Source organism: Aurantiacibacter zhengii (genome assembly GCF_003584125.1).
Classification (GTDB): Bacteria; Pseudomonadota; Alphaproteobacteria; order Sphingomonadales; family Sphingomonadaceae; genus Alteraurantiacibacter; species Alteraurantiacibacter zhengii.
The window spans coordinates 50,108-77,008 of the sequence record NZ_QXFL01000002.1 but is presented as its reverse complement, the minus strand read 5'-3'; the positions used below and the strand labels follow the sequence as shown (position 1 = coordinate 77,008).

At 63.5% G+C, this 26,901-nt stretch carries 33 protein-coding genes and 2 tRNA genes; 19 read left to right on the top strand and 16 right to left on the bottom strand.

Annotation, left to right across the window (positions count from 1 at the left end; translation table 11 throughout):
- The first annotated feature begins 41 nt into the window (after nt 1-41).
- Nucleotides 42-674, top strand: coding sequence for a S24 family peptidase (locus D2V07_RS04100; protein ID WP_119585058.1), 633 nt, complete (start codon nt 42-44; stop codon nt 672-674).
- 64 nt (nt 675-738) lie between these two features.
- On the opposite strand, the gene D2V07_RS04095 is transcribed toward D2V07_RS04100, so the two are convergent.
- Nucleotides 739-1,200: a GNAT family N-acetyltransferase gene (locus tag D2V07_RS04095; RefSeq protein WP_119585057.1), complete on the bottom strand. Its 462-nt coding sequence runs from the start codon at nt 1,198-1,200 to the stop codon at nt 739-741.
- Between the two features lie 51 nt (nt 1,201-1,251).
- Here D2V07_RS04095 and D2V07_RS04090 point away from each other — a divergent pair, with 51 nt between their 5' ends.
- On the top strand, nt 1,252-1,929 hold the full coding sequence (locus D2V07_RS04090) for an MBL fold metallo-hydrolase (protein WP_325048997.1): 678 nt from the start codon (nt 1,252-1,254) through the stop codon (nt 1,927-1,929).
- Here D2V07_RS04090 and D2V07_RS04085 read toward each other — a convergent pair.
- The gene (locus tag D2V07_RS04085) at nt 1,926-2,321 is read right to left on the bottom strand and encodes an MAPEG family protein (protein WP_119585055.1); all 396 of its coding nucleotides are present in this window, start codon (nt 2,319-2,321) and stop codon (nt 1,926-1,928) included. The two genes, D2V07_RS04090 and D2V07_RS04085, sit on opposite strands and share 4 nt — an antisense overlap.
- A gap of 195 nt (nt 2,322-2,516) precedes the next feature.
- Between D2V07_RS04085 and rpmF the strand changes: the two genes are divergently transcribed.
- From rpmF to D2V07_RS04060, 5 genes are all read left to right on the top strand, one after another.
- Entirely contained in the window at nt 2,517-2,699 is a 183-nt protein-coding gene (gene rpmF / locus D2V07_RS04080; protein WP_082126465.1) for a 50S ribosomal protein L32, read from the top strand.
- 30 nt (nt 2,700-2,729) lie between these two features.
- Nucleotides 2,730-3,800, top strand: a complete 1,071-nt coding sequence (plsX, locus tag D2V07_RS04075; protein WP_119585053.1) for a phosphate acyltransferase PlsX — start codon at nt 2,730-2,732, stop codon at nt 3,798-3,800.
- Nucleotides 3,797-4,765, top strand: a complete 969-nt coding sequence (locus D2V07_RS04070; RefSeq protein ID WP_119585051.1) for a beta-ketoacyl-ACP synthase III — start codon at nt 3,797-3,799, stop codon at nt 4,763-4,765. Before plsX ends, D2V07_RS04070 begins: the two co-directional genes overlap by 4 nt.
- Nucleotides 4,766-4,869: 104 nt before the next feature.
- On the top strand, nt 4,870-5,169 hold the full coding sequence (locus D2V07_RS04065) for an integration host factor subunit alpha (RefSeq protein ID WP_119586030.1): 300 nt from the start codon (nt 4,870-4,872) through the stop codon (nt 5,167-5,169).
- A gap of 53 nt (nt 5,170-5,222) precedes the next feature.
- Nucleotides 5,223-5,576, top strand: coding sequence for a MerR family transcriptional regulator (locus D2V07_RS04060; RefSeq protein WP_119586028.1), 354 nt, complete (start codon nt 5,223-5,225; stop codon nt 5,574-5,576).
- Nucleotides 5,577-5,609: 33 nt separating this feature from the next.
- Here D2V07_RS04060 and D2V07_RS04055 read toward each other — a convergent pair whose 3' ends face one another.
- The gene (locus D2V07_RS04055; RefSeq protein ID WP_119585049.1) at nt 5,610-6,143 is read right to left on the bottom strand and encodes a SixA phosphatase family protein; all 534 of its coding nucleotides are present in this window, start codon (nt 6,141-6,143) and stop codon (nt 5,610-5,612) included.
- A complete protein-coding gene (locus D2V07_RS04050; RefSeq protein WP_119585047.1) occupies nt 6,140-8,887 on the bottom strand; it encodes an ATP-dependent DNA helicase in 2,748 nt (915 codons plus the stop codon). Before D2V07_RS04050 ends, D2V07_RS04055 begins: the two co-directional genes overlap by 4 nt.
- A gap of 258 nt (nt 8,888-9,145) precedes the next feature.
- On the opposite strand from D2V07_RS04050, the gene D2V07_RS04045 reads away from it, so the two are divergent.
- Nucleotides 9,146-10,063 (top strand): hypothetical protein, encoded by a 918-nt coding sequence (locus tag D2V07_RS04045; protein ID WP_147366905.1) that lies wholly within the window; start codon nt 9,146-9,148, stop codon nt 10,061-10,063.
- A gap of 16 nt (nt 10,064-10,079) precedes the next feature.
- On the opposite strand, the gene D2V07_RS04040 is transcribed toward D2V07_RS04045, so the two are convergent.
- Nucleotides 10,080-10,955, bottom strand: coding sequence for a mechanosensitive ion channel family protein (locus D2V07_RS04040; RefSeq protein ID WP_119585043.1), 876 nt, complete (start codon nt 10,953-10,955; stop codon nt 10,080-10,082).
- A 111-nt stretch (nt 10,956-11,066) separates the two neighbouring features.
- Between D2V07_RS04040 and D2V07_RS04035 the strand changes: the two genes are divergently transcribed.
- The gene (locus tag D2V07_RS04035; protein WP_119585041.1) at nt 11,067-12,695 is read left to right on the top strand and encodes a lysine--tRNA ligase; all 1,629 of its coding nucleotides are present in this window, start codon (nt 11,067-11,069) and stop codon (nt 12,693-12,695) included.
- Nucleotides 12,696-12,702: 7 nt separating this feature from the next.
- On the opposite strand, the gene D2V07_RS04030 is transcribed toward D2V07_RS04035, so the two are convergent.
- Nucleotides 12,703-13,386, bottom strand: a complete 684-nt coding sequence (locus D2V07_RS04030) for a prolyl hydroxylase family protein (protein WP_119585039.1) — start codon at nt 13,384-13,386, stop codon at nt 12,703-12,705.
- A 74-nt stretch (nt 13,387-13,460) separates the two neighbouring features.
- Here D2V07_RS04030 and D2V07_RS04025 point away from each other — a divergent pair, with 74 nt between their 5' ends.
- Entirely contained in the window at nt 13,461-14,015 is a 555-nt protein-coding gene (locus D2V07_RS04025) for a cytochrome b (protein WP_233548235.1), read from the top strand.
- A gap of 82 nt (nt 14,016-14,097) precedes the next feature.
- Here the strand turns inward: D2V07_RS04025 and D2V07_RS04020 are convergent, their stop codons facing one another.
- Nucleotides 14,098-15,102: an RcnB family protein gene (locus D2V07_RS04020; protein WP_199698727.1), complete on the bottom strand. Its 1,005-nt coding sequence runs from the start codon at nt 15,100-15,102 to the stop codon at nt 14,098-14,100.
- Between the two features lie 173 nt (nt 15,103-15,275).
- Between D2V07_RS04020 and D2V07_RS04015 the strand changes: the two genes are divergently transcribed.
- A complete protein-coding gene (locus D2V07_RS04015; RefSeq protein ID WP_233548234.1) occupies nt 15,276-15,857 on the top strand; it encodes a PNPOx family protein in 582 nt (193 codons plus the stop codon).
- 36 nt (nt 15,858-15,893) lie between these two features.
- Here the strand turns inward: D2V07_RS04015 and D2V07_RS04010 are convergent, their stop codons facing one another.
- Both D2V07_RS04010 and D2V07_RS04005 read right to left on the bottom strand, forming a co-directional pair.
- Nucleotides 15,894-16,403 carry a hypothetical protein gene (locus D2V07_RS04010; protein ID WP_119585035.1) on the bottom strand — a complete coding sequence of 170 codons (510 nt, stop codon included), beginning with the start codon at nt 16,401-16,403 and terminating at the stop codon, nt 15,894-15,896.
- Between the two features lie 63 nt (nt 16,404-16,466).
- Entirely contained in the window at nt 16,467-16,742 is a 276-nt protein-coding gene (locus D2V07_RS04005) for an acylphosphatase (protein ID WP_119585033.1), read from the bottom strand.
- A 38-nt stretch (nt 16,743-16,780) separates the two neighbouring features.
- Here D2V07_RS04005 and D2V07_RS04000 point away from each other — a divergent pair, with 38 nt between their 5' ends.
- Nucleotides 16,781-17,659, top strand: coding sequence for an amidohydrolase family protein (locus tag D2V07_RS04000; protein ID WP_119585031.1), 879 nt, complete (start codon nt 16,781-16,783; stop codon nt 17,657-17,659).
- Between the two features lie 32 nt (nt 17,660-17,691).
- Here D2V07_RS04000 and ettA read toward each other — a convergent pair whose 3' ends face one another.
- On the bottom strand, nt 17,692-19,365 hold the full coding sequence (ettA, locus tag D2V07_RS03995) for an energy-dependent translational throttle protein EttA (protein ID WP_119585029.1): 1,674 nt from the start codon (nt 19,363-19,365) through the stop codon (nt 17,692-17,694).
- A gap of 245 nt (nt 19,366-19,610) precedes the next feature.
- Here ettA and D2V07_RS03990 point away from each other — a divergent pair, with 245 nt between their 5' ends.
- The 6 genes from D2V07_RS03990 to D2V07_RS03965 all read left to right on the top strand — a co-directional run bounded on the left by D2V07_RS03990 (nt 19,611) and on the right by D2V07_RS03965 (nt 24,232).
- On the top strand, nt 19,611-20,834 hold the full coding sequence (locus D2V07_RS03990) for a GGDEF domain-containing protein (protein ID WP_119585027.1): 1,224 nt from the start codon (nt 19,611-19,613) through the stop codon (nt 20,832-20,834).
- Between the two features lie 50 nt (nt 20,835-20,884).
- Entirely contained in the window at nt 20,885-21,820 is a 936-nt protein-coding gene (locus tag D2V07_RS03985) for an NAD(P)/FAD-dependent oxidoreductase (RefSeq protein WP_119585025.1), read from the top strand.
- On the top strand, nt 21,810-22,175 hold the full coding sequence (locus D2V07_RS03980) for a thiol-disulfide oxidoreductase DCC family protein (RefSeq protein WP_119585023.1): 366 nt from the start codon (nt 21,810-21,812) through the stop codon (nt 22,173-22,175). The genes D2V07_RS03985 and D2V07_RS03980 overlap by 11 nt, the downstream gene beginning before the upstream one ends.
- Nucleotides 22,172-22,669, top strand: a complete 498-nt coding sequence (locus tag D2V07_RS03975; protein WP_119585021.1) for a DUF427 domain-containing protein — start codon at nt 22,172-22,174, stop codon at nt 22,667-22,669. The genes D2V07_RS03980 and D2V07_RS03975 overlap by 4 nt, the downstream gene beginning before the upstream one ends.
- 39 nt (nt 22,670-22,708) lie before the next feature.
- Complete coding sequence (locus D2V07_RS03970) at nt 22,709-24,091, top strand: M28 family peptidase (protein ID WP_119585019.1); 1,383 nt, start codon at nt 22,709-22,711, stop codon at nt 24,089-24,091.
- A 65-nt stretch (nt 24,092-24,156) separates the two neighbouring features.
- Nucleotides 24,157-24,232: transfer RNA gene (locus D2V07_RS03965), tRNA-Ile, on the top strand.
- Nucleotides 24,233-24,250: 18 nt separating this feature from the next.
- On the opposite strand, the gene D2V07_RS03960 is transcribed toward D2V07_RS03965, so the two are convergent.
- Nucleotides 24,251-24,637 (bottom strand): thermonuclease family protein, encoded by a 387-nt coding sequence (locus D2V07_RS03960; protein WP_119585017.1) that lies wholly within the window; start codon nt 24,635-24,637, stop codon nt 24,251-24,253.
- Nucleotides 24,638-24,834: 197 nt separating this feature from the next.
- Between D2V07_RS03960 and D2V07_RS03955 the strand changes: the two genes are divergently transcribed.
- A tRNA-Pro gene (locus tag D2V07_RS03955) sits at nt 24,835-24,911 on the top strand.
- 85 nt (nt 24,912-24,996) lie between these two features.
- Here D2V07_RS03955 and D2V07_RS18520 read toward each other — a convergent pair.
- From D2V07_RS18520 to D2V07_RS03935, 5 genes are read right to left on the bottom strand one after another with little or no spacing between them, the layout of a single operon-like run.
- Nucleotides 24,997-25,164: a hypothetical protein gene (locus D2V07_RS18520; protein WP_158586762.1), complete on the bottom strand. Its 168-nt coding sequence runs from the start codon at nt 25,162-25,164 to the stop codon at nt 24,997-24,999.
- Between the two features lie 37 nt (nt 25,165-25,201).
- Entirely contained in the window at nt 25,202-25,576 is a 375-nt protein-coding gene (locus D2V07_RS03950; protein ID WP_119585015.1) for a hypothetical protein, read from the bottom strand.
- Complete coding sequence (locus D2V07_RS03945; RefSeq protein ID WP_119585013.1) at nt 25,573-26,034, bottom strand: D-Ala-D-Ala carboxypeptidase family metallohydrolase; 462 nt, start codon at nt 26,032-26,034, stop codon at nt 25,573-25,575. The genes D2V07_RS03950 and D2V07_RS03945 overlap by 4 nt, the downstream gene beginning before the upstream one ends.
- On the bottom strand, nt 26,021-26,443 hold the full coding sequence (locus D2V07_RS03940; protein ID WP_119585011.1) for a hypothetical protein: 423 nt from the start codon (nt 26,441-26,443) through the stop codon (nt 26,021-26,023). Before D2V07_RS03940 ends, D2V07_RS03945 begins: the two co-directional genes overlap by 14 nt.
- Nucleotides 26,440-26,853, bottom strand: coding sequence for a hypothetical protein (locus D2V07_RS03935; protein ID WP_119585010.1), 414 nt, complete (start codon nt 26,851-26,853; stop codon nt 26,440-26,442). The genes D2V07_RS03940 and D2V07_RS03935 overlap by 4 nt, the downstream gene beginning before the upstream one ends.
- Nucleotides 26,854-26,901 lie beyond the last annotated feature (48 nt).

The following is a 26,901-nucleotide window of genomic DNA, read 5'->3' as shown; positions in this document are numbered from 1 at the left end:
TCGTGTAGGAGGAAATTGGGCAACAGCATAGGAAGGGCCTTATGAACCCGCGTGAAAAACTGGCAGAACTGGCAAGGGAGCAGGGCGCGAGCCTAGCCTCGCTGTCGCGGATGCTATCACGTAACCCTACGTATCTTCAGCAGTATATCACCAAGGGTAGCCCGAAGAAGCTTGAGGAAGACGATCGCAGGGTACTGGCCCAGTTCCTTGGGGCGTCAGAATCGGACCTTGGTGGGCCCAAGGAAAAATCCTACGATCCTCACGATCGCCGTGAGTGGGTGGAAGTACCTCGGCTTGAAGTCGATGCCTCCGCCGGACCAGGGGCGGCAGGCGCGCAGGAACAGGTCTTCGACGCATTTCGTTTTTCGAAACGCTGGCTGACCGAGCAGGGTTTGGACGGCGCAAGGCTTTCCGCCATTCGCGTGGTGGGCGATTCGATGGAGCCTTTGCTGCGCGAAGGGGACGAGGTTCTGGTCGACTGCCGGGAGCAGCCCTTCCGCGATGGAGTGCACGTTGTACGCCTGGACGAACTGTTGCTGGTGAAGCGCGTGGCCAGCAAGGGCGGGGGACGTTTCTCGCTGCTGAGCCAGAACCTTGCCTACCCGCCAATCGACGTCAGCGCAGACGAGTTCGCCGTCATTGGACGGGTCGTATGGAAGAGCGGACGGGTATGAGCCCGTCAGTCCCGGTTAGTTGAAGGCAACTCCTGCGAGTTTCCGCTTTGCGAGGTTTCAGTCCCTAACCCAGCCGCATCTTGAAGCCCGTGTGGGTCGGCTCGTAGCCCAACCGCTTGTAGAACCGATGCGCCCCCTCGCGTTGGTTGTCGCTTGTCAGTTGCGCCACGCCGCACCCTTTTTCCTCGCACCGCTTCACCGCCCAGCGCATCATTGCCTCGCCGATGCCCTTTCCCCGAACGTGCGGCATCACCCGAACGCTCTCGATCTGTCCGCGCCACGCGCCTTTTCGCGAAACGCCGGGCAGGTAACTCAGGTGAAAGCTTGCGATATCCTCACCCTCCAGCGCGACGATCCACAGTTCGTGACCGGAATCGGCCGTGATGGCGCGTAATGCTTCCAGTTGCTGCGCGTCATTGTCGGGCGGGGCGATATCCCGCGCGGCGGCAACCTCGTCTGCCCCGATCAGGGCGTCGAGGAACGGGAGATCGGTTTCGGTAGCTTGGCGATAGGTAAGGGCGGTCATTGCTGCTCTCTACGCTTGCATCGCGTCCGCGTCACCGCCACTTAGCAAGCCATGACGCAAGAAGCCCCGAACCCAAGTCCCATCAAAGCCGCCATCATTCCCGTGACGCCGTTGCAGCAGAACTGCTCGCTGGTATGGTGTTCCAGGACCATGCGCGGGGTGCTGGTCGATCCGGGCGGGGAACTCGACAAGCTGAAGGATGCAGCGCAGCGCGCCGGGGTGACGCTGGAAAAGATCCTGCTGACCCACGGTCACGCCGATCACTGCGGGCAGGCCGGCATGCTGGCGAAGGAACTGGACCTGCCGATCGAAGGGCCGCACGAGGACGACCGGTTCTGGATCAGCCGCCTCGAGGACGATGGCCCGCGTTTCCAGATGGCCTGCGAGGTTTTTGAGCCCGACCGCTGGTTGACCGACGGCGACACCGTGAGTTTCGGCGAAGTGACGATGGAGGTGATCCATTGTCCCGGCCATACTCCCGGACACGTCGTGTTCTTTCACCGGCCTACCGGCTTTGCTTTCGTGGGCGACGTTATCTTCCAGGGGAGCATCGGCCGCACCGATTTCCCGATGAGCAACCACCAGAGCCTGCTCGATGCGATCACGCAGAAACTCTGGCCGCTGGGCGACAACGTGACTTTCGTGCCGGGCCACGGTCCCACCAGCACCTTCGGCCAGGAGCGGAAGACGAACCCTTACGTGTCCGACGCCGCGATGGGCCAGTCCTAGAGCAGCTTGAGACCCACCAGGGCAGCCCACACGCTCCACAGCAACAGCAGGCCGAACGTCAGCATGATGCCGATCTGGCGCGTCTTGGCGGGATGGTCCGCCTGCATGCCGATGGGGTGGAGCACCCTGCCGGCGAAATAGGCAAGGGCAGTGAGGCCAAGCAGCCAGCCATCCTGGTTGGCAAGGTCCAGCAGTACGATCAGCATCAGGGCGAAGGGCGTGTATTCGACATAGTTGGCCTGTGCCCGCATGTGCCGTTGCAAGGCCACATCGCCGCCGTCGCCGTGCAGCACCTTGCCGCTGATGCGCGCCTTGCCGCACCTGACCGCGAGCCACAGGTTTATCAGTGCTGCCAGCGCCGCGCTGATAAGGCTGATATGCATGTCTGCCATTGATAGTACCCCCTGTTGGACCCATGTTCTCGCTATAGCTGGGCGCGCGCGCTTGCAACCGTGTGAGAAATCGCTATAGCGCGCGCCTTCGCCGCATCCTCGATTGGGCTGCTCCGGCGCGCTTGCGCAGCGGACTGGCTTGGCCTAGGGCGGCTCCGATATCAATTTTGAACGAATTCAAGGAACAGGTGCCGCATGGCTGTCCCTAAGAGAAAAGTATCTCCGCATCGCCGGGGCAATCGCCGGTCGCATGATTCGCTGAAGGTCGAAGCCTTCCACGAATGCTCCAACTGTGGCGAGCTGAAGCGCCCGCACATGCTTTGCAACGCCTGTGGCCACTACAATGGCCGTCAGGTGATCGAGCCCAAGGGGCTGTAAAGTCCAAACCGGACCAAGGAGCGTACGCCCATGAGCCTGCCCCGTATCGCGGTTGATGCGATGGGCGGAGATCATGGCGTGCGCGTCATGGTGTCCGGCGCGGCGCTGGCAAGGCGCCAGCACGACAAGTTCAAGTTCCTGCTGGTAGGTGATGAAGAGCGCATCAAGAAGGCGCTCGAGGATCACCCCGGCATGCGCGAAGCATCTGAAATCCTGCATTGCGACGACGTGGTATCGGGCGACGAGAAGCCCAGCCGCGCGCTTCGCCGTGCCAAGACCACCAGCATGGGGCTCGCCATCCAGGCGGTGAAGGACGGGTCATGCGGCGCTGCTGTCAGTGCAGGCAACACCGGCGCGCTGATGGCGATGAGCAAGCTCGCCCTGCGCACGATGCCGGGGATCGATCGGCCCGCGCTTGCGGCGCTGCTGCCCACGCTGGAAGAGCATGACGTGATCATGCTGGACCTGGGCGCCAACACCGACTGCGATGCTCGCAACTTGGTTCAGTTCGCCATCATGGGCGCGGCCTATTCGCGCATCGTGAACAAGGGGCGCACACCGCGCGTACGCCTGCTGAACATTGGCACGGAAAGCATCAAGGGAACGGATGACCTGCAGCGCGCCGCGCAGCTGCTGAGGGACGCGGAAAGCCTCGACATGCAATTCGATGGCTACGTCGAAGCCGACAAGATCAACCGAGGCGAGGTCGACGTGGTCGTGACCGACGGTTTCTCCGGCAATATCGCGCTCAAGGCGATCGAAGGGTCTGCGCGTTTCGTGACGGACCTGCTGAAGGCTGCCTTTACCAGCTCGCTGCGCTCCAAGGTCGGCTTCCTCGTGTCGCGCCCGGCGACCGAACTGCTCAAGCATCACCTCGACCCCAATAACCACAATGGTGGCGTTTTCCTCGGCCTGAACGGCGTGATCGTGAAATCGCACGGCAGCGCGAATGCGCAGGGCGTGGCCAATGCCGTGGCCGTCACCGCGCGCCTGCTGGAGGACGATCTGACGGACCGGATTTCGGCCGATCTCATCAAGATGGGCGAAGAGGCTCTCGCCGCGAATGGCTCCGGCATGGACGAAACGGTGCTGGGCAAGTGATCCGCTCGGTCCTGATCGGTACCGGTTCGGCTCTGCCGAGGGCGTGCGTCAGCAACGAAGAGTTGGCAGAGCGGGTGGATACCAGCGACGAATGGATCCGCGAACGCACCGGCATCACGCAGCGCTATATTGCGGCAGAGGACGAGACGACCGGATCGCTGGCAGCAGGCGCTGCGCAAGCGGCGCTTGACGATGCCGGCGTGACGATTGCCGATATCGACCTGATCGTGCTCGCCACCGCCACGCCCGATAACACCTTTCCCGCCACGGCCACGCAGGTGCAGAAGCGGCTGGGCGGCAAGAGCTTTCCCGCCTTCGATGTTGCCGCTGTCTGCTCGGGCTTTCTCTACGCGCTGACCACGGCAGACGCGATGGTGCGATCCGGCATGGCAAAGCGCGCCATCGTGATCGGGGCGGAGACGTTCAGCCGCATCCTCGACTGGGAAGACCGCACTACCTGCGTTCTCTTCGGTGACGGCGCGGGCGCTTTCGTCATCGAGGCGCAGGACGTTGCAGAGGCCGACGGTGCCGGCATCATCGCCTCACGCCTTCACGCCGATGGCGAGCACGGCGAAATGCTCTACGTCGATGGTGGGCCTTCTACTACCGGTGAAGTGGGCAAGCTGCGGATGAAGGGGCGCGAAGTGTTCCGGCATGCGGTGGCGAATCTTTCCAGCGTGCTGGGCGAAGTGCTGGCCGAAGCCGGACATGAGCCAGGCGATATCGACTGGGTGGTGCCGCACCAGGCGAACTTCCGCATCCTCGATGCCACGGCCCGCAAGCTGGGCCTGTCGATGGACAAGGTGGTGGTCACCGTGGACCAGCATGCCAACACTTCGGCTGCGTCCGTGCCGCTCGCTTACGACGTGGCCAAGAAGGACGGGCGTATCAAGAAAGGCGATCTCGTGATGCTGGAAGCCATGGGCGGCGGCTTCACATGGGGAGCTAGCCTGCTGCGCGCGTAGGATTTTTCCCCCGGTTGGGCCAAGTCGACCTTGCGTTCGCCACTGATTTCCTACATAAAACTTTCCGGGTCGAGAGCTAATTAGGAGTTGGACGCATGAATGTTATGCGATCCGTGGGTACGTTGACACGTGCCGACCTTGCCGAGACCATCAATCACAAGATGGGTTTTTCGCGTGCCGAGAGTCTCGACATGGTGGAATCGATCCTCGCCAAGATGTGCGATGCCATGTCAGACGGCGAAAATGTGAAGATTTCAGGATTTGGCAGCTTCGTGTTGCGCGACAAGAAGGAGCGCATCGGCCGTAATCCCAAAACGGGTATCGAGGTGCCGATCACGCCGCGTCGGGTGATGACCTTCCGTGCCAGCCAAAAACTGAAAGAGCGTATCGCGAACGCTTCGTGAGCAAAGCACCGCCAGGTCAATCGCGCTTCGATGACAGCAAGGCGCCTGACGCCATGCGCACCATTGGCGAAGTGTCGGCGGCGTTCGGTATCAAGCCCCATGTGCTGCGTTACTGGGAGCAGCAGTTTCCCGTTCTCCAGCCGCTGAAGCGCAGCGGCGGGCGCCGCCTCTACCGTGCCGAGGACATCGCCCTGGTGGAACGTATAGACCGGCTGGTGAACCAGCAGGGATATACGCTGAAGGGTGCGAACAAGGCACTCCTGGAAGGGCAGGGTGGTGACGGCCCTGCCGAGAGCGATTCTTCTCCGCAATCGCGAGAGCAGGCAACCCGCGATGCTACATCGTCGGAAGTTCTGGTGCGTTTATATGCGATCCGCAACCGGCTGTCCGGGGCGCTTGCCGACTAGGTTCCCGGATCGGCGGTTGCCGCAGTCGTGATTTCAGCCAACTTCCTGCGGGCCAAGTTCGGGATCGAGATCGCGCGGGCGTGCGAAGTGTGTCAGCCTTCCGCAACCGGGGGACAGGTCTGCCCAGCTATCGATATCGAGCTCCAGCATGGCGAACGCGGCAGTCGGGTACTTCTGCATCACCTCTGAATAGAGGTCGTTCTCGGCATCGGCGGCAACCAGGTCCAGCGCCAGTTCCTGCATGCCGGGATTGTGGCCCACCATCAGCACGGCATCAACCGTGTCATCACACGAAGTCAGCAACTGGATAAGCGTGGGACTGTCTGCGAGGTAGGCGGTTTCCTCGAACCGCACGGGTATGTCCAGTCCGGTCGCCGCCAGCGTCAGCTTCACGCGCTCGGCCGGGCTGGCGACTGCGAGTTGCCATTTGCCGCCCTGCTGCCTGATGTGTTCACCCATCAGCGCCGCGCCCTTGCGCCCACGCTCGTTCAGCCCGCGATCGAAGTCGCGCAGGCTCATATCGTCCCAATCCGATTTGGCGTGGCGCAAAAGGCCAAGGCGTTTCACTGGGGCGCATCCTCTTGCGTGACCGGCTGCGGATACGAAACACCGGCAGCGACGCGTTGTAAAGCCTCATCCAGTGTCAGACGGACCACTTGCACGCCCGGCGGGAAGGCAGTCAGCAGCCGGGAGGGGAAAGCCGGGGAGAGGACAATGAACTGGCCGCTGTCCTCGCGGCTGCGAATCAGGCGGCCGAATGCCTGGGCCAGGCGTCCCCGAATGATCGCATCGTCATAGGCGCTGCCGCCGTGTGCCGCACGGCGCGCGCGGTGCAGGATGCTGGGTTTTGGCCATGGCACCTGTTCCATCACCACGCAGCGCAAGGAACGGCCCGGCACGTCGACCCCGTCGCGCAGGGCATCGGTGCCCAACAGGCTGGCATGCGGATCGTCACGGAAGATATCGACCAGCGTGCCGGTATCGATCGGGTCGACGTGCTGCGCAAACAGCGGCAATCCTTCCCGCGCCAGTCTGTCCGCGATCCGGCCATGCACGGCGCGAAGGCGCCTGATCGCGGTGAACAGGCCCAGCACGCCGCCGCCGCTCGCCTCTATGATACGCGCATAGGCCCCGGCGAGGCCGGCGAGGTCTCCCTTCTTTATGTCGGTCACGATCAGGACTTCGGCGCGCGAGGCGTAGTCGAAGGGACTGAGCGCGTCGGCAAGCCTTGGTTGCACCTCGATATGCGGGGCACCCGATTTCGCCACCGCGCTCGGCCAGTCGGGACCGTTCTCGAGCCGGTCTGTCAGCGTCGCACTGGTCAGCATCACGCCGTGCGCGGGCTCCAGCACCACGCGGGCAAAGGGCTTCATCGGATCGAGGAAGCGGCGGTGCAGGCCGATATCGAATTCGCGCGATTCGTTGCGCTCCACAGATAGCCAGTCGACGAATTCGGGGTCTGCGGGGCCGCCCAGACGCCCCAGCAGCGCCTCCCAAGCCGCCAGCGTGTCGATCCGCCAGCTGAGCGAGAAGCGTGCTCCCTCGATCCGCGCGCGGCCCTGGCTGTCCAGCCAGTCGGGCGGGTCCTCAAGCATGGCTTCCAGCCGCACGCCTAGCTTGATGAGCGGGGTGCGGATCGCGGCCAGCGCCTGCGCGGCGGCCTGCGCGCGTTCGACGAAATCGCCTTCGAGCCCGGCGGCCTCGGTCTCTATCCCATAGCCCGCATCCAGCGCGCCGCTTTCGTCGCGGGCGTAAGTAACGGCGCGCACGGCGGCCAGCAGGGTCTCGACTTCTCCCGAGGGGGCGTTCTCGGCCAGCCGGGCGATCCAGCCCTCGCCGGGAAGTGCATGGGCGGCCTCGCACGCAGCATCGATGGCCGCGCCTCCGGCCTCGTCGTAACTGGCAACGTCGGCAAGCCGCGCGGCGAGTCCGCGCCTGCGGCCCTTGGACCCGCGTTCGGGACCGAGGATCCAGCGCTTTAGCTCGATGGCTTCCTGCCCGGTCAGCGCGGCGGCGAAGGTGGAATCGGCAGCGTCGAATACGTGGTGTCCTTCGTCGAAAACGATGCGGGTAGGCCGCTGCGCATGGTCGCGCCCGCGGGCGGCGTTGACCATCACCAGTGCGTGGTTGGCGATTACCAGATCGGCCTGCGCGCTGGCTCTGGCAGCCCTCTCGATGAAGCATTTGCGGTAGTGCGGGCACCCGGCATAGATGCACTCGCCGCGCTGGTCCGTCAGGCTGCGGATCGCACGCTGGCGGAACAGGGTGCCCAGCCAGCCGGGCAGGTCTCCGCCGATCATGTCGCCATCCTGCGAATAGGCGGCCCAGCGCGCCACCAGTTGGGCCAGCACGGCAGCACGACCGCCGAAGCCGCCTTGCAGCGCGTCTTCCAGGTTCAGCAGGCACAGGTAATTCTCGCGCCCCTTGCGCACCACCACCGGCTGCGTGCCGTCCGGGCGGCGGTCCGGCCAGGCCCGCGCGGCTTCGCTGCGAAGTTGGCGCTGCAGGTTCTTGGTATAGGTGCTGACCCAGACAGTGCCGCCCGATTTCTCTGCCCATAGCGAGGATGGCGCAAGGTAGCCGAGGGTCTTGCCGATGCCCGTGCCCGCCTGTGCCAGCAGGACGTGCGGCTTGTCGCGCCGTTCGCGCGGGGCGAAAATTTTGCCCACATCGGCGGCATAGGTGCGTTGCCCCTCGCGCTGCTCTGCCCCTTCGCCGGTCAGTCGGGTAAGCTGGCCGTGAATGGCATTTTCACCCAGCAGCACTTGCCCCGGCTGCGGACGCTCGCCGCTGTCTTCCCACTCCGGCAGGCGCGAGAAGAGCCACTTCTCCGCCCTCTCGGGTCGGGCGATGTGGGGCGCAAGCACCGGCGCCCACGGCCAGCGCAGGCGTGAGAGGGACTGGAGCACACTCCACGCGCCTTCGCGCGCAGCCCATTCCGGGCTTTCGCATGTGGCCAGCAACACCCCGGCAGCCTTTCGCAGCAGGGCTGGCACCTGCGCGCCGTCTTCCGGCTCCGGTAATCCCAGCGCATGGGCGAGCCCTTTGGGTGTGGGCACGCAAAAGACGGCGGGATGCACGAAAGCGAACAGCTCCAGAAGGTCCAGCCCGGACAGATCGGGATAGCCCAGCCGAGTGGCGACCAGCGGCGCGTTGAGAATCAGGTGCGGGGTATCGGCGGCGGCCATGACCGCCTCTCCCTTCGACGCACCGCGCACGGTGCCGTCCGTCCCGCAAAGCCAGCTGCCCGCATGACTGGCATGGAGCGAGGGCAGGGGAACGTCTTCTGCTGGGAGGGCGGGATCGGCCATCGCGCTCCACTATCGCCAACGAGAACGAAATGTAAACGAAAGGCTGGCGACGAAGCCGTGGACGAGCAGGAATGCGTCGTTCACGGAGGGGGTCGTTACAGTGAGGTGACAATAGCAATCGTCCATCGGCGGCAGCGCATTCTGCCGCAACATCGGAGCAATTTGTCGCTTCCCGGCCACGATGTTGCGAAAATCGGCTTGTTCGCAGCATCCATTCAGTCGCGCTAAAGACAGCGGACCCCTATGGCGGTTGGCGCAATGATCCACGTGATACGAACCGCTTCGGCAACGGCATTCCTGCTCATCTCCGTCGGCGCCCATGCGCAGGACGGTACAGGACAGCCCACACCTACGCCGACGAGCCAGCCTTCGGGAGTGGAACGGGTGGAAGGCGTTCCGGATGACTTCAGTCTGGAACCGACCCCCGGAACCGCCCGCCGCAATCGCATGGAGCCGATGGTGCAGCCGCTGCCAACGGCGACGGCGACTCCGCGGCAGAGGCAGGACACGCCCACACTGGTCGTGCCGCAGCCGACTCCGGTTCCGCAAACCACGGTGCCCGTTCAGCCCCAGGAACGCGAGACTGCGGCACGCCAGCAACCCGCACCGCTCGTATCGGACGAGCCGCAGGACGCCGCACCGCCGCCGCAGTTTGAGGCCCAAGACAATGCCGCTGTCGACATTGCACCTTTTCCGGTCGAGACGGAAGCGCCATCCCGGCCGGTGGTCGACCAGGCGCTAGCCGAAAGCGATACTGTCAGTTCGACTGGCGGAGCCTGGATCGTCTGGCTCTTGGCAGGGCTTGCCTTGCTGGCGGCAGCCATCGTGGGGTTTGTCTGGTTCCGTCGCCGCGGCGGGACAGGAATGATGGTGGTCGAGAAGATCGAACCCTATCGTCCGACCCCGGTGCCGGAACCGGCTGCAGAACCGGGCCCCACGCCGGAACCTGTATCCCGACCCGAAGAACAGCCCGAACCAGCCCCGGCTCAGCCTTCCGGTCTGGTCCAGGCGAAGCGCCCAGCCGCGGCCACCAGTTCGGGAGGGTTCGTCACCAGCAGCATCGCCGCACGCCCGCGGGGCGTGGCAAATGCGTCGGAACAGGCGCCGCGCAGCTACAAGTCTGCCGATGGCCGGATCGTTACTTCGCTGTCATCCGGGCGCCGTCCGCGAAGCTAGGCGAACGAACCGCGGCTCAGGCAGAAGGTTTTTCCGAACTCACCTGCTCAATCCGCAGTGGTTCTGCGAAGTAATTAGTCTGGATCGGGAAGGGGATACCAATGCCCGCAGCATCAAGGCCCTTCTTGATCGCCTTGATCGCCTCGCTCTTGGTAAGGCGCAGATCGCGCGCGGCGGACTGGGCATACCACTGGACAAGGAAATCGATCGAACTGCCGCCGAATTCCTGCGCGTAGACGATGATCGGCTTATCATCGACGATGGCATCCACGGTCTGCATGGCTTCCAGGATAACCTGCTGCGCCTGCTCCAGATCAGCATCGTAGGAAACGCCCACGACAACTTCGTTACGGCGTACGGTTTCGTCCGTCAGGATCTGCACCGCGTTCTTGAACAGCATGGAATTGGGCATGATCGTCAGCTCGTTGGAAAGCTGGCGAACATAGGTTTCGCGAAGGGTGATCTTCTCCACCTTGCCCAGCACGCCTTCCACTTCGATCAGGTCGCCAATGCGCATCTTCTCGCGCAGCATGATCAGCACGCCGGCAAGGAAGTTCTCGAAGATGTCCTGAAAGGCAAAGCCGATTGCGAGTGCGCCGATGCCAAGCCCGGCAATCAGCCCCGCGGGGGTAAATCCGGGAATGGCGACGACCAGCGCCAGGATGATCCCGGCGATCCAGATGGCCAGCCGCACGACGGTTTCTACCAGTTGCCGCAAATCCTCGCGCATGTGGGACTTGCCGGTTGCCTTGTTCGCGATGCGCACGGCAAATTTTGCCACGATCCACGTCACGACAAGAACGACGATGGCAATCGCCAGGTTGGGAAGGATGGCGATGAAGCCAGCCCACATGCCTAGGACCTGGCTCTGCAGTATTTCGATGTAGTTCAAATGAACCCCCGGTGTGGTATGGTTTTGTTATAAAATGTTACGGCTCGCTTCGGGTTCCGGCCCAGACTTCGCGCTTGCGAAATCGCGCTGCTTGGGCGATGGGCGCAGCCCATGTTCAGCACCGATCTTATCGAAGCCGCCCGCAACTCCAAGGCGTGGCCCTTTCAGGAGGCCCAGCGCCTAGCAAAGCGGTATCGAGACGGTAAACCCGGCGGAAAGCCCGTGCTGTTCGAGACCGGTTATGGCCCAAGCGGTCTTCCGCACATCGGCACGTTCCAGGAAGTGCTGCGCACCACGCTGGTGCGCAAAGCCTACGAGATCGTTGCCGCCAGCGACGATGGTACGCCTGCGCCCACCCGCCTGATCGCCTTTTCCGACGACATGGACGGCCTGCGCAAGGTGCCCGACAACATGCCGAACAAGGCGCTGCTGGAAGAAAACCTGCATAAGCCGCTGAGCCGCATTCCCGATCCCTTCGAGAAGTACGAAAGCTTTGCCGCGCACAACAACGCCATGCTGCGCGAATTTCTCGACCGCTTCGGTTTCGATTACGAATTCGTCGCGGCATCGGACAAGTACAACTCCGGCGCTTTCGACGAGGCGCTGCGCGGTGTCTTGGCCAACAACCAGGCGATCCTTGATATCATGCTGCCCACGCTGCGCGCCGAACGCGCGGCAACCTATTCGCCGATCATGCCGATTTCGCCCAAGACCGGCCACGTGCTGCAGGTGCCGGTCGAGGTGGTGAATGCCGAAGAAGGCATCGTGCGCTTCACCGACAGCGATGGCGAAGTGATCGAGCAGAGCGCCCTGGGCGGCATGGCCAAGCTACAGTGGAAGGTGGACTTCGCGATGCGCTGGGTGGCGTTGGGTGTCGATTACGAGATGTACGGCAAGGACCTTACCGACACCGGCGTACAGTCCGGCAAGATTGCCCGCGTCCTCGGGGGGCAGAAGCCCGAAGGCCTGATCTACGAGCTGTTCCTCGACGAGAAGGGCGAGAAAATTTCCAAGTCGAAGGGCAATGGCCTGACGATCGAGGAATGGCTGACCTACGGCTCCGAGGAGAGCCTGGGTTTCTACATCTTCCCCAATCCCAAGAGCGCCAAGCAATTGCATGTCGGCGTCATCCCGCGCGCCGTGGACGACTATTGGCAGTTCCGCGAGCGTATCCCCGAGCAGGACGTCGACAAGCAGCTTGGCAACCCGGTGTGGAACCTGCTGCGCGTGAAGGATTCCAGTGGTTCGCAGCCGCCCATCGGTGCGGGCGACAGCCTGCCTGTAACCTACGGATTGCTGCTGAACCTGGTCGGCGTGCTGGGTGCCACCGCGACGCACGAGCAGGTGTGGTCGTATCTGGGCAACTACATGCACGATACGGACCCGGACGATCATCCGGACCTGTTCCGGCTGGTGGAAAAGGCGCTCGCCTATAACCGCGACTTTATCGCCCCCACCCTGGTGAAGCGCGCGCCGGAGCCGAACGAGGCGGAGGCACTAAAGGCTCTCGATGCGAAGCTTGCCGAGGTGCCCGCCAATATGCCAGCCGAGGACCTGCAGACCATCGTCTACGAAATCGGCAAGGACGAGGCGTTCGGGTTCGAGAGCCTTCGCGACTGGTTCAAGGCGCAGTACGAAACGCTGCTCGGCTCCTCGCAAGGGCCGCGCATGGGCAGTTTCATCGCGCTTTATGGTGTCGAGAATACGCGCAAACTGATTGCCGAGGCACTGGCGCGCTGATCCTGCCCTAGTTCCATCGCCGGGTGCGATACCATTTCGTGATGATGTATTTCGCCCCGGCAATGACCGGGCGCCCGGCGTGAATGGTGCGGGGATTGGTCAGCCCGTCCGGTGCCGCGTTGTTCCAGATCAGCAGCACGCCGGGCTTGGGTTCCAGCGAAATGCCCAGTTCGGTGAAATCGGTGGTGCCGCCAGCCTCCACATCGTTGAGGAACGCCATCGTGGTAAAGCTGCGCTGCCCGCCGCGGCTCATTTCGAAGTCCCAGTAACTGGTGCCGGGATGGAACCAGTCATGGTGCGGCTGGAATTCCTGCCCCGGCATGTATCGCTGGCCCTGGATCGTTTCGCCCCACGCGGGCTCTATGCCCAGCAGGTCGTCGATCCGGCGACCGATCTTCTTCACGAAAGGATCGTTTGGATCGACATCGCCCGAATAGCTGGTGCGATAGCCCGATTCGTATGACAGATCGAAGACCTTGCTTGGCTTTGCCGTTGCATCGATCAGTTCCATCATCTTCCCGCATTCGGCGGGGGACATGAATTCGCCGACGGCGAACAGTTCCACGTCCTCGCTGGGCACCTTGTAGACCGAAGGGTTCGCCGCGAGACGCTCGCGCACCTGCCTGCCAAGCGTCCTCAGGCGCGCCTGGTCTGCGTTGGGGGGAATCTTGCTCTTGGTATTGGTTGTCATCACGCAGAATGCTTTTCCATTGCTTGAGGATGCAGACAAGAGCAGTCTCGCGCAACCAGCAAGGGAGAATGCTTATGACCGAGGCTCGCCGGTATTCCGCAGTCGCGATGATCTTTCACTGGGCGATTGCCGTCCTGGTAATCTGGAACTGGCGTTTAGCGGAGAATGCCGAGCATGCGAGCCGTGCAGAGGCGACAGCGATCTTCGCCGATCACAAGGCCATCGGCATCACTATCCTTGTCCTGACCCTCGGTCGCCTTGTCTGGCGCTTGACGCACAAATGGCCGCCGCTGCCGTCAAACTACGCGGGATGGGAACGCGTATTGGCGCGCGTCACCCACGTCGTCTTCTATGTCCTGCTGATCGGCCTGCCGCTAGGCGGCTGGCTCGCCAACTCGTTCAACGGGCGCGAGATCGAATACTTTGGCCTGTTCACGATCCCTGCCTTGCCCGTGGGCGAGAACGAAGGCCTGGGAGAAACCATCTACGATGCGCACAAGCTCGGCGGGCAGATCATCATCTACCTGGTGGCTCTGCATATCCTGGGCGCGCTCAAGCATACCTTCATCGACAAGGACGGCGGCATCTTCCGCATGCTGCCTTTCGGCAGGGTCGGAAAGGCGCGCTAGGCCGATCGAAAAACCCCCCACCCGGTTAGGGGCGGGGGGTTCCATCGCCGGCCACTCGCTCCGGCAACAGGGGTGTTCGTCCTTACCAGAAGAAGTCGTAGATCACGTCCACCACTTCGCCGGTGTAGATGTCCACCAGCACGACATCGTCGTAATAGCGAACCCAGCGGTAGGGGCCGTAGACCTCGGGCAGACGATACTGCCAGGGGTCAGAAATCCAGTAGCGGCTGCCGAAGAACAGGCTGTCGAGGCTGAAGCCGATGCTCAGGCGACGATAGCTGTAGTTCCGATAGGGCGAATAGTAGCGGCCCAGGCGGTAAAGGCTGCGGTTGTTGGTGCGATAGTGGCTCCAGTTATACCGGCGGTCGCTGCGCCAGGCGTTGCGGTTCCACCGGCGGTAGTCCCGGCGTGTCTCCCGGCGATCCTGCCGATAGTCGCGGCGTTCACGATAATCGCGACGTTCGCGGTAGTCGCGCTGGTCACGGTAATCGCGGCGCTGGTCACGATAATCACGTCGCTGGTCACGGTCGCGGTAGGTGCGGTTGCGATCGTTGTCGCGGTAGCTGCGATTGCGGGTCACGATGTTCCGGTCACGATCGCCGCGGTCGCGGGTTACCACGTTGCGGTTGCCATTGCGGATGTTCTCGGCCCGACGGTCACCACGATCCTCGATGCGGTCGGCACGGCGTTCGCTGCGACGGTCGACCTGGCGGGCGGCCGCTTCACGGGCCGCACGGGCACGCGCCATATCGGAATTGCGGTATTGCTGGTTGTCGCTGCGACCAGCGCGGCGCGCTTCGACGCTTTCGCTGGGCGCACGGCGGTTGCCGGCGTTACGGTCGATACGCGCTTCGCGGCTCTGGCGGCGTTCGGCACGCGCTTCGCCGCGGTTGCCGCGACGTTCCTGGCGGGCCTGGCCACGGTTGCCACGACGATCCTGACGCGCATCGCGGTCGCGTTGCTGGTCGGCACTGGCTTCGGCACTAGTATTGCCTGCTGCTTGCGCTGCTTCGGGCAACATCGGCACCGTCATGGCGACGGCAAGGGCAGCAAGGCCAACGGATTTGAAAAGGTCTGCGAGTTGCATGGCAACATCTCCCCTAGATTTGACCATTACCGCTCGAGTGCTGCGGCCATGAGTGTCGTTACGTTTCATTCGATGTCACAAGTTGTAACGATTCGGCATGAGCGTTAACTGAACCACTTAGTTAGCTTAACGTTCATGTTCGAAGCAGCTTTTATGAACGACGTTCGGAAAGGATGCAAGCCATCGAAACCCTTGAGAACATTCGCGATGATATCGCATCTCGCCTGAACGAGGGCGCAACCAACCGCCGCAGCGCGATGCATACACCGGTGGTGGCAACCGCCGATGCCGATGCGCGGGTGATGGTTTTGCGCGGTTTCGAGCGGGCCGGATGGCGGCTGCGGTTTCACACCGATGCGCGGTCCCCCAAGTGCGAGACGATAGGAGATGGGGCTCCCGTCGGCGTGCTCTTCTATGATCGGGAGGCGAAGTTGCAGGTCCGCTGCCGGGGGCGCGGGTGGATCGAGACCGACACGCTGCTGGTGGATGCCGCATGGCAGGAAAGCACCAACTTCGCGCGCCGGTGTTACCTTGGCGAAGGACCGGGCGCCGTGTCCGACTCGCCGACATCGGGCCTGCCTGCATGGGCGGAGGGGATAGAGCCGGAAGACGAGCAACTGACCGGTGCACGCAAGAACTTCGCTCTGCTTTTGGTAGAGCTGGTGGAGGCCGACTGGTTCAGCCTGGCCCACACCGGCCACCGTCGCGCGATCATCCAGCTGACGAGCGGCGAGGGCCGCTGGGTCTCGCCGTAATCCGGCAACCGCCTCGAGGCAGCAGGGAAGTCTGTCCTAAACGTCGTCACCCGGCGTGATCGTGGCGATGATCTGCCGCAACGTGCGGTATAGCACGGTAACGGTGGCCGCGATCAGGCCGACCATGATGACGCAGGCCGCAAACAGCACGTTGTAGAGGTTGTCGAACCATGCGGCAGGCAGTTCCTGAAACTCCCCCACCGGCAGGGTGAAGGCGAGGAGTACGACCAGCCCAAGCATCAGCGACACTGTGGATAGCCGCGCGATCAGTTCCACCCCGCGGTAGGTCGTATCGCCGAAATCGCTATCCATCCGCCGCATCATGCCGATCATGGTCAGCATCAGGGCCAGGGTGGTGGCCGACGCGGTAACGATGGCCGAACCCAGGTAGAGACCGGCGCGGCTGAGCGCCTCTATCAGCAGTGTGGCTTCGGCGGACGAATAGATCGTGCCGATGGCCTGCCGCGCGCCGAATCCGATAAGGCAGAGCACGACGAACGTGCCCGCAGCCCAGATGTGATTACTGTGTTTCTTCTGTCCGGACATGAAAATGCAACGGCCGGCAGGCGCGGTGTTTCCGTTTTCAACATTTCTCAAGGTGGCCGGTGGTCACCGTCGCCGGAAATGCTCGCATCCCTGTGCCTCGGCCTCGGCCCGCTCGATCCGCTCGACCTTCGCGGCGGGCGGTCCGTCCTGCATCCTGCCGATCATCGCCTCGATGGCGTCACGCTCCCCCTCGAGGTGCGCTTCCACCGTGCCATCGGGCAGGTTGCGCACCCAGCCGCTCACGCCCAGTTCCTGCGCCGTCGAAACGGTCCAGTCCCGGTAGAACACGCCCTGCACGCGGCCGTGGATGATGAGGTGGGAAGCTGACTGATCTGACATGGTTGCAAGTTGCAGCGATCAGGACATAATCACAAGCCATGTCAGTCCTGCTTGCGCTTGCCACGGCCGCAGTTGCCGTGCCGATCATCGATGTGCACCACCATGCCATCTATCCGGGGATGAATGCCGACGATTCTTTCGATCGGGTGATGGAAAACCTGGATCGGCGCCCAGTCAGTCGCGCGGTGATCGAAGTGAAGGACTACGACCAGATCGATCGCTGGCTGGAGGACGAGCGCTTCATAATCGGTGTTCCGGTTGGCTGCGGTCGAAATGCGGCAGAGCCCATCTACGAATGCTTCCCGGAGGATGAGGGCTGGCCGGACATCGGATGGCTGGAAGAGCAGATCGCTTCAGGTCGCGTGCAGGCTCTGCATGAAATGCCGCCATTCTACAGCGGATGGCAGATCGGTAATCCGCGCTACGATCCGTATCTGGCGCTGGCACACCGATACGATATCCCGGTTGGGATACATATAGGCAAAGGACCTCCGGTCTTCGCGCACGAGCCGGGAATGCACCTGAACTACGATCCGGCGGCGGGCAATCCTGCCACGCTTCGGCCTGTCCTGGAGAAGTATCCCGGATTACGCGTATGGCTCCAGCACGTCGGCGCAGGTGTGGGGATGGAAGGTATCGAACCCTACACCCAGGAAACGATGGCCCTGCTGGCCGATTACCCAAATGTCTACGTCGACCTGTCGGTGACGAACGCCACGCACCCGCTGGAAGTCTATTCAGACGAACTTCGTCGCCTGTTCGATGCCGGATTCGGAGACCGGGTGATGTTCGGCACCGACAACTACTTTTCCGACGAGATCATCGCCCGGATGGACCAGATCGCGTGGCTGACGGACGATCAGAAGCGAGCGATCCTGCACGATAATGCAGCGCGGTTTCTGCGCCTCGAAGACTAGGGGGCGGGGAGGGCAGCCTCCCCGCCAGAATCCTAGCGAGTCAGCTTCTTGTAAGCCACCCGCGTAGGCCGGTCCGCAGCATCGCCCAGGCGGCGGCGCTTGTCTTCCTCGTAGGCTTCGAAGTTGCCTTCGAACCATTCCACGTGGCTGTCGCCTTCGAAGGCGAGGATATGCGTCGCCAGGCGATCCAGGAAGAAGCGGTCGTGCGAGATCACCACGGCGCAGCCGGCGAAGTTCTCGATGGCCTCTTCCAGCGCGCCCAGCGTTTCCACGTCGAGATCGTTGGTCGGTTCGTCCAGCAGCAGCACGTTGCCGCCCTGCTTCAGCATCTTGGCCATGTGCACGCGGTTGCGTTCACCGCCCGACAGCTTTCCGACGTTCTTCTGCTGGTCCGCACCCTTGAAGTTGAACGCGCCGACATAGGCGCGGGTGGACGTTTCGTGCTTGTTGACGGTCATGTAATCCAGACCGTCGGAGATTTCCTGCCACACGTTGTTCTTGGGGTTCAGGTCGTCACGGCTCTGGTCGACGTAGCCAAGGTGAACGGTCTCACCGATCTCGATGGTGCCGCTGTCGGGCTGTTCCTGCCCGGTGATCAGCTTGAACAGCGTGGACTTGCCCGCGCCGTTCGGGCCGATCACGCCCACGATGCCGCCCGGCGGCAGCATGAAGGACAGGTCTTCGAAAAGCAGCTTGTCACCGTATGCCTTGGTGATGTTCTTGGCTTCGATCACCTTGCCGCCAAGGCGTTCGGGCACCTGGATGACGATCTGCGCCTTGCCCGGCTTGCGGCTGGACATGTCGTCCTGCAGCTGGTCGAACTTGCGGATACGGGCCTTGCTCTTGGTCTGGCGCGCGGCAGGGGTCTGGCGAATCCACTCCAGCTCGCGCTGCAGGGCCTTCTGCTTGCCGGATTCCTCGCGGTTTTCCTGCTCCAGGCGCTTGGCCTTCTTCTCGAGGTAGGTCGAGTAGTTGCCTTCGTAAGGGTAGTAGGTTCCGCGGTCGAGTTCGAGGATCCAGCCCACCACGTTATCGAGGAAGTAGCGATCGTGGGTGATCATCAGGACGGCGCCGGCATATTCCTTCAGGTGGTTTTCCAGCCACTGCACGGATTCAGCGTCGAGGTGGTTGGTCGGCTCGTCGAGCAGCAGGATGTCCGGCTTCTGGATCAGCAGGCGGGTGAGGGCGACGCGGCGCTTCTCACCGCCCGACAGGTTGCCGACTTCGGCATCGGAAGGCGGGCAGCGCAGGGCTTCCATCGCGATTTCAAGCTGGTTGTCGAGCGTCCAGCCATCGACCGTGTCGATCTTGGTCTGCAGCTCGGCCATTTCGTCGCCCAGCTTCTCGTAATCGGCATCGGGTTCGGCCATCTGCGCGGCGACCGCGTTGTAGCGGTCGACAAGGTCGGCGGTTTCGCGCGCGCCGTCCTTGACGTTTTCGAGCACTGTCTTGCTCTCGTCCAGCTGCGGCTCCTGCGGCAGGTAACCGACGGTGATGTTCTCACCCGGCCATGCTTCGCCCGAAATGTCGGTATCGATCCCGGCCATGATCTTCATCAGCGTGGACTTGCCCGCACCGTTGGGCCCGACGATGCCGATCTTCGCCCCGCGATAGAACTGCAGGTTGATATCGTGGAGCACCGGCTTCTGCGCACCGGGGAAGGTCTTCGTCATGTTCTTCATGACATATGCGTATTGGGCGGCCATTTTCGGTCCTTGTCGCGGAATCTGGATATGGATTGGATTTGTCGCGCAGATAGGGGTTTGGCCTGCTCTGGGCAAGCGTCCAGAGGAATGGCGGCGTTGCCAGCGGCCTCTATGGCCGCATTGCACGGGACGCCGAAGAAAGGCCCGTTTGTCCTTCAGCCTGAAAGATTAGGCCAAACGGGCAATGTTTTAGCGGTGCATTTACCTTTTATTCCTAGTGCGGGCACGGGGAGAAAAGGTACCACATGCGCGAACAGATTCTCGGGCTGACCACGCCGCTGACGGCGATCGTCTTCATGACGACGCTGCTGCTGCTGTGGCAGCGCGGGGGTGTCGGCCGCCATGTCCTGGCCTTTGCGTTCGGCTATTTTTTCTTCGGCCTCGGCTTCGGCATCACGCATCTTTTCCCTACCGATTCCCCGTTTCTCTTCCACGCGACGCAGCTGTTTTACGCGCTGGCTTCGGGCTGCCTGATCTGGGGCGTGTGCGACCGTATCGGCGTGGCGGTAAGCCTGCCGGCGCTCGGCATGACCTATGGCGCCGCGGCGCTGGCGCTGGTGGCCGCGGTGGTGCTGTCGCAGGATGCCGGACCGCGGCTGGTTATCGTGAACACCGGATATGGCGTGATGTTCGTGATCGGTACGGTGACCCTGCTCGGCTCCACCCGCCGTGAATGGATCGACCGGCTCATCATCGCGGCGCTGGCTATCAACGCGGCAGACTTCCTCCTGCGGCCCAGCCTGACGCTGCTTGCCGAAGGGGCGATCCCCGTGGCGGAATATCGCCAGTCGATCTACTATTCCGTCATCAACCTTGTGCTGACGGTGAAGGCGCTGGGCATGGCCATGGTCCTGCTTGGCGCGAGTTTCCACGACCTGGTGCGCAACGTGCGCGAGCGCGGCAGTTTCGATTCCATGACCGGCCTCCGGATCCGGCACGCGTTCGAGAAGGAAGCCGACAGACGACTGGCCACGGCAGCGCACGACGGGGTGCCGGTGTGCATGGTGGTGGCCGATATCGACCACTTCAAGCAGGTCAACGACCTGTGGGGGCACCAGGCAGGCGACAGCGCCATTGCTGCTTTCGGGGAGCTGCTTGGCAGCATGATCCGCGAAGAAGATCTCGCCGGGCGCGTGGGCGGGGAGGAGTTCTGCGTGCTTGTATGGGATTGCAGGGGCGATGCTGCGGCGCGCCTGGCAGAACGTGTGCGCCTGACGTTCTCGCATCTGGTGCATCCGGCACTGGGCGAAGGAATTTGCCTTACCGCCAGCTTTGGCGTGGTGCAGCGGCAGGGGCGGGAAAGTTACCACACGATGTTCGCCCGCGCCGACGCTGAACTCTACCGTGCCAAGAACGGCGGCCGCAACCGCGTCGCCAGCGAGGGCGAGGCCGGGCAGGCGGATCGGCCCAACGGCGATGGTGAGGGCGACAGCACAGTGCAAACCATGCCCCGCATTGCAGCGGCCTAGGCCGAAATCCGGTATTGGTCGCTTGGCGCCGCGCGCCCAAATGACCTTTCATGGACATTGCGATCATTGGCGCCGGTATGGCTGGCCTTACGTGCGCGCGCCGCTTGACGGACTCCGGCCATACCGTCGAGGTGTTCGACAAGGGACGCGGGCCGGGCGGGCGCATGTCTTCCCGCCGGGCCGAGGCGAATGGTCACACCCTGCGGTTCGATCATGGAGCGCAGTTTTTCACCGCGCACGATGATCGGTTTCGCAGACAGGTGGAGGCGTGGCACGCCGATGGCATGGTTGCGCCATGGCCTGCCGCGAAGGACGGCGCCTGGGTCGGCACGCCCGCGATGAACGCGCCGATCCGGGCGATGGCGGCGGCGGCTAACGTTTCATTCGGTACCCGTGTCGAAACGGTGCGCGCCGTGGGCACGGGATGGAAGCTGGTCGGCCCCGACGTGCCGCGCACGATCTTCGACGCGGTCATCTCTGCCGTGCCGGCTGAGCAGGTGACCCCATTGCTCGCCGGCAGTGCGCCGGACATGGCCGCGCTGGCCGGGCAGACCGTTTCGGATCCCTGCTGGACCCTGATGGTGACATTCCGCGACCGGCCCGACCTGCCCGATACCCTTCGCAGCGCAGGAGCAATCGGCTGGGCGGCGCGCAACAGTTCCAAACCCGGGCGCGGCGACGGGGAATGCTGGGTGGTACAGGCATCGAGCGAATGGTCCCGCCAGCATTTGGAAGAGCACGCCGCTCCGGTCATCACCCTGCTGCTTGATCAATTGCGCAAGGAAGCGGGCGGCTCTCTGCCCCGCGTGCGCCACGTCGATGCCCACCGCTGGCGCTATGCCATGTGCGGCAATGCGGGCGAGGGCGCGCTGTGGGATGCGAGCAGGCACATCGGGGCGTGCGGCGACTGGCTGCTGGGCCCGCGCGTGGAGAATGCCTACCTGTCGGGCTGGGAACTGGCCCAAAGGGTGATCGATGGCGCCTGATGTTACGGTGTGGTACGATGGCGCCTGTCCGCTGTGTAAGCGTGAAATTCGCGGCCTGCGCAGACTGGACCGGCGCGGGGCCATCGAATTCATCGATGTGAACTATGGCGAGCCGGATAGCTGTCCGCTGTCGCAAGGCGAGTTGCTGGCGCGCTTTCACGCCCGCGAGAAAGGCCGCCTCTTGAGCGGGGCGGCGGCTTTCGCGGCAATGTGGCGTGCAATTCCGCTGCTGAGACCTTTCGGAGAGGCTGCGCGGCTGCCGCCGGTCCTCTGGCTGATTGAGCGGCTCTATCGCCAGTTTTTGCGCGTCCGTCCGCGCCTGCAACGCCATTTCGCCCGAAAGGACGCCGTATGAGACATCCCGAGCCAGACCCCGTCGAACCCGGCCAGGAAAGCGTGTGGGACTTTCCCCGCCCGGCCATAGCCGAGCCGACCGACGCGCACATCGTGATCGAGCACGGGGGCCGCGTGATCGTCGATACGCGCAATGCGGTGCGGGTGCTGGAGACCAGCCATCCGCCCAACTATTACATCCCGCCTGCCGACATTGCCGATGGCGTGCTGCGCCGGGCTGGCGGAACGTCCTTCTGCGAATGGAAAGGTGCTGCCAAGTACTGGGACGTTGTGGTGGACGACGACGTGCTGGAGAGGGTCGGCTGGTCCTATCCCAGTCCCACCGCGTCCTTCGCCATACTGACGAACTTCGTCGCCTTCTATGCCGCGCCTTTCGACCGTTGCCGCGTCGATGGCGAGGACGTGAAACCGCAGCCCGGCGAATTTTACGGCGGCTGGATCACCAGCAAGGTTGCGGGGCCGTTCAAGGGCGTGCCGGGAAGTCGTTTCTGGTAAAACTTGGCAAGGACGCTTCTTGGCGTTAGCTGAACGGCCATGCAAAAACATCTACTTGCGGCCGTCGCCGCTGCCTCGCTTGTCCTGCCCGCAGCCGCACAGGCCAACCATCACGAAAATTCCGTCGCCGGCCAGGCCGATCACGCGCTGGATCACGATACTGCGGCGTGGGATTTCCTTGAGGGAATCACCACGGAAGTAGGGCCGAGACAGGCCGGAACGCCGGACGAGGCGCGCGGCCGGCAATGGGCGGTGGACTGGCTGAACGCTCACGGCTTCGACAATGTGGCGGATGAGCCGTTCACCATGCGCACCTGGGTGCGCGGCGAGGAAGAGGCGCGCATTACCGCACCCTTCGCCCAGCCCATGTACATCACCGCACTGGGTAACACCGCCTCCACCGGGGCCGAGGGTATCACCGCAGAGGTGGTCTATTTCCCGACCTATGCCGACCTGGTGGCCGCGCCGGGCGGAAGCCTTGCCGGAAAGATCGCCTTCATCAGCCATGACATGCGCCCGACGCAGGACGGTTCCGGTTACGGCTTTGCCGGTCCCGCGCGTTGGACCGGGCCGAGCGTTGCCGCCAGTAAGGGTGCCGTAGCAACCGTAATCCGGTCCATCGGCACGGAGCGTCACCGCACCCCGCACACGGGCGGCACGACCTTCGCAGAAGGCGTGGAGCCAACCCCGGCGGGCGCGCTGTCGAACCCCGATGCGGACAACCTGGAACGCATGTTCGCGCGCGCCGATGGCCAGCCGATCATGATGCACCTCACGCTCACCCCGCAATGGCTGGGAGAGACGACCAGCGGCAACGTGGTGGGCGAGATCGCGGGTCGTGACCCGTCGCTCCCTCCCGTGCTGGTCGCCTGTCATCTCGATAGCTGGGACCTGGGTACCGGCGCCATCGACGATGCGGCTGGATGCGGCATCGTTGCTGCCGCCGCGCTCAACGTGGCCGAGGCCGGCCAGCCGCTGCGCACGATCCGCGTACTGATGGCAGGGGCGGAGGAAACGGGCCTGTGGGGCAGCGAAGCCTACAGCGCTGCGCATATCGACGAGCCGATTGCCGTGGGCCTGGAAAGCGATTTCGGGGCCGACCGGATCTGGCGCTTCGAAAGCAATTTCCGCGAGAGCAATCCGAACCTGCATGCCCGGCTGGCCCAGTCGGTGGTACGCTTCGGCGTAGCCAATTCCACCAGTGTCGCCACCGGCGGTGCGGACATCAACATCTCGCGCGACCAGGGCGGGGCGATCATCGACCTGCAGCAGGATGGCACCCGCTATTTCGAACTGCACCACACGCCCGACGATACGCTGGCTATGGTGGACCCCGAACAGCTGCGCCAGAACGTGGCAGTATGGACGCAGGTGGTCGGCATTCTTGCCAACGAGGCCGATGATATCCAGACTGGAGAATGAAGCTTCTATCCGCTTGCCCGAAAACGGGCGGGCGGTTAGTGGCGCATCTGCACGCAAGGTAACGTGGGCCTGTAGCTCAGCGGTTAGAGCTGGCCGCTCATAACGGCTAGGTCGCGGGTTCGAATCCTGCCGGGCCCACCACCTTGCGTGTTTCGCGATCTAGACCCTGCGCTGCGCCGCGACTTGCGGGCAATCTGCGGCGACCAATCCGTCATCATCCCACCGCTCGATATAAAACGCCTGTCCGGCGGCAAGCTGCGTGCAGGCGACATTCTCTCCGTCGGCATAAACTACGCCCAGGGTCCGGCCATAGCGATCACGCCCCAGCCGCACGATTGTCAGGCGCTTGCCTTCAACGGCGGCCTCCATGGCGCGGGTGGATGCGTGTCCGTCGCCCGGCACGCACGTTCTCCCCTGGCGGCAGGCGCGCGTTTCGGGAGCGTCGATGCCGGTAATCCGGATTCTTTCGTCGCCGCAGCGAATGGTATCCCCGTCGGTGACAGAGCAGGAAAGGGTCATGGCGATGGCAGTTGTGAGTGCAAGCATGGCGCCTGCCTAGGCTGGCCAAGCGGCGGGATTCTCCCCGTTCTGCATCCGTTGCGGACCCGTAACGTCAGGTGGAAATACGTAGTCGCCCTTCGCCGGGAATTGCCCGCCAAGTCGGTGGAGGATCGATTTTCAGCGCGCCGACATGGATTGGTGCTTGCACCGTTTCCGCGTAAAACCTAAGGGCGGTCGCGGTCCGGGGAGTGGCGCAGCCTGGTAGCGCATCTGTTTTGGGAACAGAGGGTCGCAGGTTCGAATCCTGTCTCCCCGACCATTTTTTCAGGCACTTAGGACGGTGCCGCCCTCGTAATTCCAACATCGTCCATGTTGGAATTCCAACATAGGCCGACTCGGCGGGCCTAGAGGATCTTCCACCACGGCCGACGCGCGGCCTCGATCACGGCGCGATCGCGCGCTTCGCATCGCTCTATAATGCCGATGGTCGACACGGTACGATCGTTGGCCTTGTCCAGCTGGCCGGTCTGCGCATCCCCGAAAGAGATCCACGCGCCCACGGTCATTTCCACCGGCAACGGCGCACCCTCGACACCTTCGCGCCAGTCGTCAGGGATCAGGCTGCTGCACGCACCTGGGGTCGCTTCGATAGGCGGCCCGCCTGCACAGCCCATCAAGGCCAGCGCCATGCACAGAGGGATTAACGGCATCACTAGCGCCTTCGGCCTGGTCGATCGCATCGGCATTACTCCTGGTTAGATCATCGCTGTCCTGCTGGCGGCCGCTCACAGCGCCCACGGTGCCGATCGCGTCGGCCGCGCTGTCAGACACCGCCTCGGCCTGCTTTTCGTTCAGGTTGGCCTGCTGGCCAGCCCTGCGGGCATTCTGGCACTGGTTAAGGGTGACAAGCACCAGGCCCACCACCAGCGCCACCATCACCACGCGGCCCAGTGCGCTGGCCAGGAAAGCCCCGACGCGGTTCATGCCACCAGCCCCGGCAGGTAACGCACCCGGCCGCCGACGCGCACGGCGCGCAGCTCCATGTTCCGCATCCGGTGCTTGTCGAAGCTGGCATGGATCCAGCCCGTCTCCCCGAACTCGTAAATCAGCTGGTCGTAATTCAGGTTGACTTCCATCCACTGGCACACGGCCAGGTTGCTTTCGCCGGGAACCGTGAAGTCGGCCGCCTCGCCCTGGCAATGCTGGGAGCTGGTACTGCCGCCGATCGCGGTGTTGAGCCTGGGCGAACGATAGCCGCTCGATACCACCACCGGCTTGCCGAAGTGCGCGCGCACCGGCTCCAGCACCTTTTCGCACAGCAGCTTGAGCGCGGCGACTTCCAGCTGGCCCGGCGAATTGGCGATGCCGCGCCGCGCGGCCGTTTGCGACCGAACCATTTCAGCCAGGGTGAAGTGCGGCGACAGCCGTTCATGCAGGTCCATTGGTATCCTCCGAAGGATCGAGGGGAGATTGTTCACGGTGCGCGTTGTCGAGGGACAGCATCACCGCCACGTGGGCGATCATCGCGTAGTGCGCGAAGTCGAGGAAATAGATGTAAAGCGGCAGCTGGCTTGGCCACAGGAACCACATCAACCGCCCGCTGCCGAAACCGATTACCGCCACCGCAGCCAGCACCCACACCGCACGGTGGCGCCAGCTCTTGCGCGCGTCGGCCAGGCGGGGCAGCGTCATGCAGGCCAGCACCGCGTAACCCAGCCACACCAGCGCGGCCAGCTCCAGCATCAGCCAGCCCAGCACGGCACCGGCAATGGCCAGCCCCACGCGCCAGGCGCGCCCGCGCTGCCATGTCGTTTCCAGTAGATCGAGGATCCTGTTTACTGCGCTTTTCATTGGCCACCTTTGTTCCACGGCAGAGAGAAATCCCCGTTGGACAGCTTGCGAGCGACAAAGCGCGACACCAGCCCGGCAAGGCCCATCACAGCGGGCAGCAGTTCTTCGTTCGATACCCATTCGGGCACCATCCAGACGCCGCCGATGTGCGGCTGCAACATTCCGGCAATGCCGCCGATGAACCAGGCCGCCAGCAGCGTGCGGCAGATACCCCACAGCATCCGTTCGTCCTGCTCGGCCACCGGCAGGAAGGCGAGGCCCACCACGCCGCCAACCGTGGCAAAGACAAAACCGGCCGCCACCACGGAAAGCGGCGCGGCAAAGCCGAACGCGCCCAGCACCGCAGCCAGCAAGGCCATGGTTGCCTGGAACGGCTCGGGATCGACGGGCGGGGGATGGTGCGGCATCATGCTTTCGCCCCTTTCATACCGCCCACACCTCGCAAATAACCATCGGAG